The sequence below is a fragment of the Pantoea sp. PNA 03-3 genome (genome assembly GCF_003201175.1).
Lineage (GTDB): Bacteria > Pseudomonadota > Gammaproteobacteria > Enterobacterales > Enterobacteriaceae > Pantoea > Pantoea stewartii.
Genome location: NZ_QICO01000003.1, coordinates 365,690 through 380,014 on the forward strand (window position 1 = coordinate 365,690; position 14,325 = coordinate 380,014).

The following is a 14,325-nucleotide window of genomic DNA, read 5'->3' on the forward strand; positions in this document are numbered from 1 at the left end:
CAGCTGGAGCGTGACGGTGCCGGCGGCGGCGCTGCAGGCGCTGGCGGCGGGCACGGCGACCATCGAGGCGACGGTGAGCAACGCGGCGGGCACCGCAGCCACCCAGACCCAGGCCATCACCGTGGAAGCGCCGGTGACCTCGCCGGGCGATCCGACGGTGACCCTCGCGCCCTTTGCCGGGGACAACATTCTGGACAACGCGGAGAAGGCCACGGATCAGACCGTTTCGGGCATCACCGCCAACGTCGAGCCGGGCCAGACCGTGACCGTGACCCTGGGCGGTCAGACCTACACCAACACGGTGGGCCAGGACGGCAGCTGGAGCGTGACGGTGCCGGCGGCGGCGCTGCAGGCGCTGGCGGCAGGCACGGCGACCATCGAGGCGACGGTGAGCAACGCGGCGGGCACCGCGGCCACGACTGCCGAAACCATCACCGTGGAGGCACCGGCAACACAGCCCGGCGATCCGACGGTGGCTCTTGCGCCGTTTGCCGGGGACAACGTACTGGATAACGACGAAAAAACGTCGGATCAGCTCATTTCAGGCGTTACCAGCAACGTGGAGCCGGGCCAGACCGTGACCGTGACGCTGGGCGGGCAGACCTACACCGCCACGGTGGGTCAGGACGGCGGCTGGAGCGTGACGGTGCCGGCGGCGGCGCTGCAGGCGCTGGCGGCGGGCACGGCGACCATCGAGGCGACGGTGAGCAACGCGGCGGGCACCGCAGCCACGACTGCCGAAACCATCACTGTGGAGGCACCGGCAACACAGCCTGGCGATCCGACGTTGACCGTCGATCCTTTCGCCGGAGACAACGTGCTGGATAATGCAGAAAAAGCAACGGATCAGATTCTGTCCGGCACCACCGTCAATGTGGAGCCGGGCCAGACCGTGACCGTGACCCTGGGCGGGCAGACCTATACTACCACGGTGGGCCAGGACGGCGGCTGGAGCGTGACGGTGCCGTCGTCAGCGCTGGGCGCATTAGCGGCGGGCACGACGACAATTGCCGTCAGCGTGGCTAACAATGCCGGAGACATCGCGACGGGCAACCAGGACATTATCGTTGAACCCGCAGCGGGGACGCCGGGATCGCTGACGATTACCCAACCGCTGGGCGGAGATGGTTTTATTAATGCGCTGGAAGCCAGCCAGGGCGTTATCGTTAAGGGTGCGTTCCTTGGTGGGACACCGGGTCAGCAGATTGCGGTTAACTTTAACGGTGTCAATTACAACGGTACCGTAGATGGCGACGGATTATGGTCGGTCACGATGCCTGCAGCCGCTTTTGACGGCGTAGCAGACGGGCTGAAATCGATTACCGTCAGCACCGTGGATGCTAACGGTAACCTTGTGACCGGCACAGCTGACGTGATCCTGCAGGCCACAACATTGCCTGCTGTTAACCTCGACAGCGGCGCGATCAGCGATGGTGTCCTTAATAATCTGGACGCCGCCAGTGATCAGGTACTGAGCGGGAATACCGGCATTACCGGTGACGGACAACAGGTACAGATTCAACTCGGCGGCAACACCTACAACGTTCCGGTTAATACGGACGGCAGCTGGAGTACGACGATTCCTGCCACCGATCTGTCTGCCTTACCGCAGGGGAATAACCCACTGGTTGTCAGTGTGGTTGATCAGGCTGGCAACGTGGTTACCCAGACAAATAACCTCACGGTGGATACTCAGTCACCTGTGCTGGGCGTTGATCCCGTGGGCGGCGATAACACGCTAAGCGTCAGCGATCTGACACAGCCACTGATCCTGAATGGTACCGGCCAGAATGGCGATCAGGTCACACTCTCGCTCAACGGCAGATTTTACCGGACGCTGGTGGCCTCTAATGGCCGCTGGTCTTTGAGAGTTGACCAGTCTGATCTCGCTGCATTACCGTCAGGCAGCAATCCGTTTACGGTCACGGTGACGAATGCCAATGGCAGCCAGACGACGTTCACCAGCGATCTGAATGTCGCGACGGCACCAGAAGTCCAGCCTACGATTACGGTTAATTCGGGTAGTTTTGCTGGCGATGGCATTCTGGATGGTGCCGAACAGCAGCAGCCACAAACCCTTACCGGCACCACAACCAATGTTGAGGCGGGACAACAGGTTAGCGTTACCCTGAATGGCGTGACCTACACGGGTACAGTAGAGCCCAACGGTAACTGGCAAATCACGCTGCCGTCCACCGCATTGTCCGGCTTGCCGAATGGTGCGCAGACGCTGACCGTTGAGGTCGTAAACGCCGTCGGGAACACCAGCAGTGCCGAGCTGGCCTTTACGGTGGACAATACGGGCAGCAGCGTTGCGCTGTCGCCTGTAGGGACAAATAACTACCTCAATGTTGAGGATGTGGCCAGCGATGTCGTGTTGAGTGGCACCACAATCAACATTCCTGCGGGCAGTCAGGTGATCGTTAGTGTTAATGGCACCAGCTATACCGGCACGGTCGATGCGCAGGGCAACTGGACGGTGACGCTGCCTGCCGGTTCGCTGGCTGAACTGCCAAACGGTGCTCTGCCGGTCATTACCACTATCACCGATGCCGGTGGTAACACGCTTGCCACCAATACAACGAATATTAACGTCTTTGCTACCGATCTGCCGATCGCAACGGCTGGCGTCGCCTTTGGTGATGGCGTGCTGAATGGCGCTGAAGCCACGGCCAACGGCACGATTACGGGCAACAGCGGTGTGTCCGGTGCCGGGCAAGGCGTCGTCGTCAACTTCAATGGGGTTGACTACAACGGCACGGTAGATGGTGCAGGTAACTGGCAGGTGAGCATTCCGTCAGGCATCCTCGCTGCGCTGGATCAGGGAACGGTACCTTATACCGTCACGCTCACCGATATTGCCGGCAACACCAGTACGGCCTCTGGCTCCGTCACGGTGGATACCGTGCCGCCGGTGCTGCAGGTTGCCACGCCTTCTGGCGATGGCGTACTCAACGCCACGGAAATTCAGCAGCCTCTTGTGCTGACCGGCACCAGTGAAAACGGTGCGACCATCGTCGCCTCGTTTAATGGTACAACCGTCACAACAACGGCTAATACAGATGGCACCTGGACGCTGAATGTACCGGATGCTGCGTTGAGTGGATTGTCTGACGGTAGCTATACCTTAACGGTGACGGCGACAGACAGTGCCGGTAACGTCTCTACCAATACCAGTAACCTGACGGTAAAAGCGGATGCGGCTTCGCTGCCAACGTTAACCCTCAATCCCTTCGCAGGCGATAATGTCGTCGATGGCGCAGAGCGTCAGGTCAGTCAGGTGCTGTCCGGCACCACCACGAATGTCGAGCAGGGTCAGACCGTCACCCTCACTGTAGGCAGCGATGTTTTCAGCGGCACAGTATTGGGGGATGGCACCTGGCAACTGACTGTTCCGGCAGAGGTCCTCGCTTCGCTGGCTGACGGCAGCGCCAGTTACACCGTGGCCGTCAGTGATGCCGCAGGCAATACCGCCACTGGCAGTCTGGATCTGACGCTCAACAGCAATGCCTCAGGCATCGCGCTGGCTCCCCTGAGCGACGATAACTATCTGAATGCCGGTGAGGCAACCGACCCGCTGATTGTTAGCGGAACCACGGTCAATGTCGCGCCCGACAGCACGGTTACGCTGGTGTTCAATGGCGTCACGTATACCGGCACGGTTTCAGCCACCGGAACCTGGAACATTGTGATCCCACCTGCCGATCTGGCAAGCCTGACGGATGGGCCGACCACGTTGACCGTATCGGCTACGGATACCACGGGGGCCGTACTCAGCAGCTCAGGCACGCTGAACGTGGCCATTAACAATGTACCCAACCCTGTCGTTATTAATGCTTTTGATGGCGGCGTGATTAATGCAGACGATGTCACCAGTGCGCAGGCGCTGAACGGCACAACTGGTGTGAGTGGCGTTGGGCAAACCGTTAACGTCACCTTTAACGGTAATATTTACAGCGGAACCGTGGACGCAAACGGCAACTGGCGCGTTACGCTGCCTGCTGATGCGCTTACCGCTCTGACTGAGGGCAGCACCGGCTATACGGTGACGGTCACGGATGCGGCCGGTAACAGCCGTTCCGTTGCGGGCACTGTCGAGGTGGATCTCACCCCGCCTGGGCTGACGCTGGATCCGGTGACAGGCGATGATGTTGTCGACCCGACCGAGAGCACCGGACCGATTGTGCTCAGCGGCAGCAGTGATGCCGGGGAAGGTCAGGTGGTAACGATCACCTTAAACAATCAGGTATGGACCACGGCAGTTGACGCCGAAGGCAACTGGAGCTTTACATTGCCCGCTGGCGCACTGGAAGGTATTCCCGCAGGCAGCTATGCACTGGCCGTGACCGTCAGCGATCTGGCCGGAAACAGCGTGACAGAAACCCGCGAGATTACCGTATCAACGAACAGTCTGCCGATCAGTATCGTTACACCTTTCACAGACGGCTATCTGAACCAGATCGAGTCCACGACTGACCAGACACTCAGCGGCACCACCGGCGCTTCTGGCGCAGGTCAGACCGTCACGGTGACCGTGGGGGGAAATGATTACAGCGCGACAGTAGATGCACAGGGTAACTGGTCTCTGACTCTGGGTAGTGATGTCCTTCAGGCACTGACAGAAGGCGTCAATCCCATTGTCGTCAATGTGACTGACGCGGCGGGTAACACGGGCAGCCTGGACAGAAACATCACCGTGGATTTCACACCGCCTGAACTGACTCTGACGCCGGTTACCGGAGATAATCAAATCAATGCAGTGGAGGTGCTGCAGACCATTCCGGTTTCCGGCACGGCATCGCTGGCTGATGAAGGGCAAACGGTTACCGTGACCTTACAAGGCCAGACTTATCAGACGCTGGTGCTTCAGGATGGAAGCTGGCAGGTCAATATTCCTGCCAGCGTCATGCAGGGCTTACCGGATGGCACGTATGCGTTGGATATTACCCTGACAGATGCGGCGGGTAACCAGACCACGCTGACGCAAAATCTGACCCGCGTCGCCGACAGCGCGTCATTGCCCGTGCTGACAGTCGATACCGTCAGCGGCGATAACTTGCTGAACCGGGCAGAAGCCGCTGCCGATTTCACCATCAGCGGTGGCAGCACGAACCTGACGGCGGGGCAGGTTGTGACTGTCACCCTGAACGGTCAGAGCTACACCGGTGCCGTACAGGCAGACGGCAGCTGGAACGTGACCGTTCCTGCGGGTGATGCTGGCGCGCTGCCAGATGGTGCGTTGTCTGTGGTGGTGGTGGCGAGCGATACGGCGGGCAATCCTGCCAGCAGCACTGCCAGCCTCACTGTCATCGCCAGCGAGGCGGCGCAGCCAACGCTTAGCGTAGATGTAGTGGCAGCGGACGACATCATCAACGCAACCGAAGCCGGAACGGCGCTGGAGGTGACGGGCAGCAGCAGGCTACTGGCAGAAGGGACGCCTGTTACGCTGACCGTTAACGGTATTGCGTACCCGACCACCATTGATGCCAACGGCAACTGGCGCGTAACCGTGCCCGCCGATGCCCTTGCTGATCTGCCGTCCGGGACAGAACAGGCCTTTGTGGTGACGGCGAATGATGCTGCGGGCAATCCTGCGGAGGCCAGCCATAATGTCGCCATCGAAACGACCCTGCCATCGCTGGTCGATATTACCCTGAGCGCAGGCACGTCGCTGAATCAGGCCGAATCGCTCCAGGATCTGACGGTCACCGGTAACAGTGCGCCTGGCGCACAGATTAGCGTGACGCTAAATCAAATCAGTTACACCGCCCTGGCCGACGGAAACGGTGCCTGGACGCTGGCCATCCCGGCAGCGGATCTGCAAGCGCTGACTGATGGTGTTCAGACTGTCACCGTGACGGCAACGGACACCAGCGGTAACGTCGTGACCGACAGCAGCACGACGCTGGATGTGGCGATCAGAAACGTACCTGTCCTGACGCTGGACGTCCCGTTTGGCGATGGCCTGCTGAGTCAGGCAGAGGCTGCGGGTGCGTTGACGCTGACGGGCACAGCCACCAATCTGGCCGAAGGCAGCGAAATCACCGTCACAATTGGGGATCAAGCCTTTACCACGACGGTCGCTGCCAACGGTATCTGGACGCTCAATCTGGCACCGGACGCGCTCAGCGGTTTACCCGATGGCGTGACGCAGGTGCAGGTGACGGCCAGTGATGTGGCGGGCAATCCGGCAGAAGCATCCGTCGGCGTTGAGATCTTACTGACGCCACCAGCGACGCCAACGGTTGCGGAAACGCTGTTTGGCGATAACGTCATCAATGCCAGTGAAGCTGCGTCAGTACAGCTGATTAACGGCACCACACCACTGAGCGACGGGCAAACCGTGAACGTGACTGTGGACGGCACACCGCTGACGGTATCCGTTGACGCCCAGGGTAACTGGACAGCCAGCCTGACACCGGAAGTCATGGCGGGGCTGGCCGATGGCAGCCATACCCTGAGTATCGTGACGACCGATCGGGCAGGCAATACCTCGGTGACGACCACACAGGATTTCACGACGGCAACCGCACCGATTGCCGCGCCTACGCTTGATACGCCGTTTGGCGATGGACGCATTAACGCGGCCGAGGCGCAGGCTGGCGGTAGCCTGAGTGGCGATCTGAATAATGATAACGCCGCCGCCGTGACCGTTACGGTCAACGGGACGCTCTATGCGGCTGCCATTAACGGCGACGGCACCTGGTCACTGGATCTGCCCGCGAGCGTCCTGCAAACGCTGCCGGATGGGACCTGGCCGGTGACGATCACCGTCACCGACGTCAATGGCAATACGGCCAGCACCGTTGACAACATCATTGTCGCTGTGCAAACGCTGCCGAATGTGAGTCTCAATCTGCCGTTTGGCGATGGTGCGCTGAATGCCACTGAGGCGACACAGGACCAAACCCTGACCGGTACCACCGGCATCAGTGGCGCGGGGCAAACCGTTACGGTGGTGATCAGCGGCTTCAACAATGACGAACCGCTGAATGCGGTCGTGCAGAATGACGGAAGCTGGTCGCTCACGCTGACCCCGGATCAGATGGCGCAAATTCCTAACGGTAGCCATGTCATTACGGTGAGTGCAGCCGATAGTGCGGGGAACACCGACAACACCACATTAAACGTGGTGACCGCGGTGACGGCGCCCGTGCCGACTTTTGCGGCCACACAGTTTGGTGGCGACAATGTGCTGAGCATCAGTGAGGCCGCCGCTGGCGTCACGCTGACGGGAACGACGGGCAGCAGCGGCGCAAATCAGGCCGTCAGCATTATCGTGAATCTGGACGGCATCAGCTATCCCGGCACGGTCGATAACGATGGCAACTGGAGCGTGACGATTCCGCCTAATGCGTTAAATTCGTTAGGGAGCGGTCCGTATACCGTCACCGTTAACGTCGTTGATGCTACCGGCAACCCGGGTACTGCCCAGTTTAACTTCACGGCCGATCTGACGACACCGGTGCCAACCGTGGCCCCGCTCGCACGTGACGGTTTTATTAATTCAGCGGATGTCGCGAATGGCGTCACCCTGACCGGTAGCACAGGGGAACCCGGTGAAGGGCAGACGGTTGTGGTCACCTTAGGAGGGACAAGCTTCGATGCGGTGGTACAGGCAGATGGCAGCTGGACATTAGCCCTGAGCACAGCCGATCTGCAAGGTTATACCGACGGAAATTACAGTCTTTCTGTGGTCGCGACGGATGCGGCTGGCAACAGTGCCACCCTTACAGAGACGCTGACCATTGATACTACCGCACCTGTGATCACCACGGTGGCCTTTGCAGGAGATGACGGACTGGATTACGCCGAAAGTGTTCAGCCGCAGGTGCTGAGTGGCGTAGTAACAGGGGCTGAAATCGGGACTTCGTTGACCGTTTCCCTTGCGGGCACGGTGCTGGGCACGGGCATCGTTGGGGCAGACGGAAGCTGGAGCCTCACTCTGACGCCTGAACAAATGCGTGACTTTACGCAGCCGACTACCACACTGACGCTGACCGTCAGCGATCAGGCCGGTAACCCGGTGACGCAGGAACTGTCAGTTCCGGTTGATCTGACGCCACCGCCGGGACCGCTGGTCACGCTGGGCACCGTATCGGGTGACAACATCATCAGTACGGTCGATCAGGCAAATGGTGTCGTGCTGAGCGGAACATCGCAAAACCTGGGTGCTACCGGCGAGGTCAGCATTGTCATCAACGGGACCCCTTACGCCACCACGCTGGATGCGAACGGCAACTGGACGACGGGAGCGCTGTCCGTCGCCGATTTCGGCACCACCGACGGGCCGGTCACCATTACGGTCAACGCGTCCAATGGTTCGGAAACCGTCACGGCCACTGGCACCGTGCAGTTGGATCTGACACCGCCGTCACTCACTATCAATGACTTTGCGGGTGACAATGTCATTAACGACGGCGAAACTCAGGTACGCCAGACCATCAGCGGTACCTCGGACACCAGTGAGGCGGGCCGCGCAGTAACGGTGACGCTCAACGGCAAAACCTACACCGCCGTCGTGCAGACTGACGGCACCTGGTCAACCAGCGTACCGGCCAGTGATATGCAGGCACTCGCCGAGGGTCAAACGGTCATCAATGCCCAGCTCAGCGATGCTGCGGGCAACGTGACTTCCGTCGACCGCACCGTGACTGTAGATACGACCGCACCATTGATTCAGACTGACGCCTTCCTGGGCGACAACCTGATTAATGCAGCCGATATCACAACCAGTCAGGTCCTGACCGGTCGCACAACGGGCGCAGAAGAGGGCCAAACCATTTCCCTGTTCGTGGGTGATGGTGCGCCGATCGCTACGGCGGTTATCGGTGCTGACGGTGCCTGGAGCATTGACTTAACGCCTGACGTGCTGGCCAGCCTTAACGATGGTCCGCTGGTCTTTGGTCTTCGTGTCAGCGATGTTGCAGGCAACCAAACCGATGCGACGATCACCGTCAACAAGGTGGTGAACGCGGCGTTAAATCTGGTGGTCGACTCTGTGTTTGGTGACGGCACACTCAGTGCGCTCGATACCACGATTGCACAGACCATTACCGGCACGGCCACATCGGCCGGCGTGGGCGCGACCGTCGCGGTCACGATTGGTGGCACAACGCTGACCAGCGCGGTCGGACAGGATGGCAAATGGGCCATTGTGGTTCCACCGAATGTACTGGGTTTGATCAGTGATGGTCAGCTGGCGCTGGACGTCACCCTGACAGATGCTGCGGGCAACGTCCGTACCGTGGGGGAAACCGTGACGGCCATTGTCGATGCTGTACCCGTTGTGGGAACCCTGACCGGCCTGTTTGGTGGCGACAACTTGCTGAATATTGCCGAAGCGGCCGTCAACCAACAGATTGGCGGTACGATCGAAAATGCGGCGGCGGGATCGCAGGTGACGGTGACGTTAGGCACCCGCACCTACACCACCGCAGTGGGCGCCAATGGAAGCTGGAGTCTGACGCTGCCTGCTGCCGACCTGACGGCGCTGACGGCGGGTAACCAGACACTGGGCGTCAGCGTGGTTGATGCTGTCGGCAACGTGGCCAGCAACAGTACCACCATTGGCATTTTCACCCAGACGCCGACTATCAGTCTGACCTCACTGTTCGGTGATGGTGTGCTTAACCTGGCCGATATTGCGACCAGTCAGACGCTCAGCGGCGTGGTCAACAACGTCGCAGCAGGTTCGACAGTCACGCTTACGGTAGGCGCCTCGCAGATTAACGCAGTGGTGGGAGCGAACGGCACCTTCTCCGCAACGGTGACGCCAGATATCCTCGGCACGCTGGCGCAGGGCAACCTCACCATCGGGGCAACGGTTACCGATGCTGCCGGGAATACGGCCTCGACCAGCGCGGGCATTCGCGTCGATACCGTGGTACCAACCATCACCCTCAATCCGCTGTTTGGGGATACGTTGCTGAATGTAGCTGATGCCCTGGCGGGGCAGACGATTAGCGGCGCGGTAACCGGGGCGGAAGCCGGATCTCGCGTGGTGGTGACGATTGCGGGGCAGCAGCTCGTGACCGTCACCGATGCCAGCGGCAACTTCAGCCTCGGCTTAACGCCGACTTTGCTGAAAGGCTTGTCCGATGGCACGCTCACTGTAGGCGTCAGCGTCACCGATGCCGCAGGCAATACCAGCAGCAGCTCGGCCACGGCGACCGTAGGCATTAACAATCTGCCGAAAGTGACGCTGAACCCGCTGTTTGGCGACGGTGTGCTTAATATTGCCGAGTCGCTCGTGACGCAGACCATTACGGGGACCGCAACCGGCGTGGCGGCGGGCAGCACCGTGCGCCTGGCGATTGGCAACACCACGGCGACGACGGTGGTGAATGCGGACGGCACGTTCTCTGCTTCGTTAAGCCCGGCAGTTCTTTCGACATTGCTTGGCGGCAACTTTACGGTCAGTGCATCGGTAACGGATGCGGTCGGTAACACCACCTCCACCAGCGCAGGCGTGCAGCTGGCCGTGACGCAGCCAACTCTGACGGTCAATACGGTGTTTGGCGACGGTGTCCTGAGCGCCGCAGACCTTTCAACTAATCAGACCATCAGTGGGTCGTCGTCACTGTCAGCGGGCGCAACCGTCAGCGCCACGTTAAACGGCGTGACCTACTCCACCAAAGTGGTGAGCGGCGGTGGGTGGACGATCAGCGTACCGAAGGCCGATCTGCTGAGCATCAGCGATGGTGCGAAAACTGTTGCCGTGACAGGGACCGACCTTAACGGTAATACCGTGTCCGGTTCGGGCAACCTGAGCGTCATCAGTAACAGTGCGCCGGCGTTAACCATTACCTCCCTGTTTGGTGACAACGCGCTGAGCGTCGCAGATGTGAAAACCACGCAGACGATTAGCGGGACGGCCACTAACGCGGAAGGATCGCTGGTGCAGGTCACCATCGGTACCCAGACCTTTACCACGTCGGTAAACAGTAACGGGACCTGGAGCCTGCCGATCTCCGCAACAAACCTGGCGGCGATTGCGGACGGACTCTATACCGTTACCGCCAGCGTCACCAATGGTATCGGCAACAGCGGCAGCGCGTCTGCTTCGCTGGGCGTCGCCAGCCGCAGTACGCCGACCGTTGGGGTGAACAGCTACTTTGGCGGTGATGGTTATCTGAACATCTCTGAATCCAATATTGCTGAAACCATCAGCGGCACCAGCAGCAATGCTGTCGGCGGGCGCGTGACCGTTAACGTGGCAGGTAATATTCTGACCACCACTGTAGGCGCAAACGGCACCTGGAGCGTTAGCGTACCGTCAGCCACACTGAAAGGCATTTCGGACGGCAGCCATTCGGTCGCGGTCACCGTCACGGATATCGGCGGTAACAGCACCACGACGACCAGTGCCTTTACCGCGTTGTCGCACAACCAGCCTGTCGTCGGGGTGGATCCGGTGCTCAGCGTCGTGACCGCACTTTTGACGGGTTTGACGGTGCAGGGCGGATCGCTGAACGCAGCCCAGGGTTCCAGAGTCAGCGTGACGCTGCTGCTGGCGAACGGCAGTAACGGGCCAACCATCAATACGACTACCGATGCTCTGGGACGTTACTCGGCTAATTTTGCCTCGTCACTGCTTTCTGTAGGGGGACTCTTGCTGTCAGTGAATACGCTGGCGAAAGTGACCATTACGGATGTGGCCGGTAACAGCTTTACCACCACAAACACGCTGTTGCTGGGGTCATTGTTGCCTGCCACGACCACGCTGTCGGCGGAGTCGTTTGCCACCTTCGCGGTGTCGGACGAAAGTGTTACGGCGGCCAGTCTGGAAACGCAGCATCACAGTCAGTCTGGCGAGGAAACAGCACCGGCGCTCCATGCCGTCTCTACACTGACCACGGAAGCCGATACGGTGGTGCCGACCAGCAGTACCGAGTCGGTGAATGTCGCGGAGCAAGCCGTTGTCGTGCCTGAAACCCCCATAACGGAGGAGGCTTACAGTATTGGTGGGGTGGTGATTACGCTGGAAGATGGCAGACAGATTGAAGGGGCGACGGTAAGCGGCAGCAGTGGTGCCGATACCGTGACCGTCAACGATCTGAATTTCAGCCATATTGATGGCGGTGCCGGTACCGATACCCTGGTGCTGGGCGGTGATCACATCACGCTGGATCTGACTGCGCTTGGCCTGAAAGTCGAAAACATTGAAATTCTCGATCTGGGTAAAAGTGGCACCAATTCGGTCAAACTTGATCTGAATGAGGCGCTTACGCTTACAGACAACCAGAGCGATGATTTGATGATTAAAGGCGCAGACGGCAGTCAGGTCACGCTGGTCAATAGCGATGGTGGCGTTTGGGAAATCAGTGGTGAGCGTATGCTGAATGGCCAGGCCTATGAGGTCTACCATAATTCGGCGCTTGCCAATGACAACACGCTGGGTGATGTGCTGGTCCAGCATAACCTGCAGGTCGCCATCGTCTAAACGGTGCGGTTTGATGGTTACAAGCAGAACACAGCGGGTGCGCAAGCACCCGCTTTTTTAATCCGTTTTAACTGACCGTACCGCAGTTAATGCGCCGCATTCGATAGTGCGTGTCGGTCATCCTTCCCCCAGGCGGAGGACTGGCACGGGATAAAGCGGTATATAACGTCACGCCTTGTCCTGACGCCTCGTCCATCAACGGATAGAGTAATTCCTTAACTTTATTAACTGGCAGGTTGTTTACTTATGCTAATGACTTTTTGGGATTGAATTTGGCTAAAAAAACAGCTTTCAGACGAGATATTTGATAACTGGCGATTTTTATCATGAACCTCTCGCCAATTTATACTATTAATATTAACGCGCGCTTAGCGGTAGGCTTTCAAAAACATAAATTAAATTAACAATAAAGTGCGTGTTCTGCTGTCGCATTGCTGTTTTTTACGCCCCAAATCACCAGGTAATCCTCTAACGATGATAAACAGCCCTGTTGGTATGAAGAATGAAGAACGCGCGTCTGGTCCTGATCTGTTGTGCCTTAAATGGCATGGTACTCCCTGCAGCCCTGGCTGCGCCTTTACCCGAAGCCGAATTTAACTGGCGTGCCGCGCCCAGTGAAGAACAGGTGGCAACCTTAACCCTGCGTGAGGCGATTCTGCGCGCGTTTGCCCGCAATCCGAAGATTTCGGAAGCGGCCGCTCAGATTTACGTAGGGGAAGGGGATCTCAGTGCGGCCCAGAGCGCCTGGTATCCCCAGATATCGCTTCAGGGCGCAGCGGGGCGCTCACATCAAACGGATTCCTCCGGCAGTCTGAACAACAACGGCTCTGGCGGCATTATGCTCAGTCAGCTCCTGTACGATTTTGGCCGCACCAACGGTGCCATCGATGAACAGCATGCCCTTTCAGAGGCATATCGCTTTGGCCTGTTCGATGCCATGACGCAGGCCGCGAAAGATACGTTACAGGCCTATCTTGAGGTCAAACGCTATCAGTCACTTGCCATGACGGCCCAGACAAACATCGCGTCGCTTGAGCACGTTCGCGAAATTGCCAAAATGCGGGCGGATGCCGGTCTCAATTCTCAGTCCGATGTATTGCAGGCAGAAACCCGCATTGCTGCGATGCAGGCGACTCGTGAACAGTATCTGGCACAGCTTCGCTCGGCCAAAGCCCAGCTTACGGTCTTGACCGGCGTGGTACCGGCGACGCTGCCTGAACTTCCTCAGGCGCTGCTCAGGCAGCAGGTCACTCTTGATCGTATTGCCTATGAAAACAGCGCTTCGGTGCGCAGCGCGCAGTCTAAACAGGAAGCCGCGCGTGAGCGGGTAAGGCAGGCCCAGTCTGGCCACTGGCCCAGTATCAAAGTGCAGGCGGGCCGGACGCGTTATGAAAACGATCAACGCTCATACTGGGACGACGAAGTGCAGCTCCAGGTTGAGGCGCCGCTCTATCAGGGCGGGCTGGTCAATGCCAAAACGCAGGCCGCCGAGGGTGAGCGTCTGGCCGCACAGGCGGCGGTGCAGCAAGCCAAACTGGCCATTAATCAAAGCGCCTCCACGGCTTACGCCGATATGATTGGCGCCCAGCAACGCCAGCAGGCGGGGGAAGTGCAACTGGCCAGCGCGGAGCACACACGCAATGTTTACGCCGACGAATACCGGCTCAGCAAACGTAGCCTGAACGATCTGCTCAGCGTTGAGCAGGATGTCTTTCAGGCCGACAGTTCCCGCATCATCGCCCTCTACGACGGCTGGGATGCCACCGTCCGCTATGCGGCCGCCGTTGACAACCTGCTCGATATCATGGGCATCGACCGCCAGAAAAACAGTGGCGATCTTCTTCCTTCGCTGCAATAGCCAGTCTGCACTAAAAGGCGTG

The 14,325-nt window shown here is 59.2% G+C and carries 2 protein-coding genes (1 of these 2 running past the window's edge); both read left to right on the plus strand.

Annotated elements, in window-relative coordinates; all coding sequences use genetic code 11:
- Positions 1–12,445: the 3' portion of an Ig-like domain-containing protein gene (locus C7433_RS11540; RefSeq protein ID WP_110268199.1), read on the plus strand. It extends 1,115 nt beyond the left edge of the window; only the last 12,445 of its 13,560 coding nucleotides appear in the window; the start codon falls outside the window, past its left edge; it ends in the stop codon at positions 12,443–12,445.
- A 502-nt stretch (positions 12,446–12,947) separates the two neighbouring features.
- Positions 12,948–14,303, plus strand: coding sequence for a TolC family outer membrane protein (locus tag C7433_RS11545; RefSeq protein ID WP_110268200.1), 1,356 nt, complete (start codon positions 12,948–12,950; stop codon positions 14,301–14,303).
- The last annotated feature ends 22 nt before the right edge of the window (positions 14,304–14,325 follow it).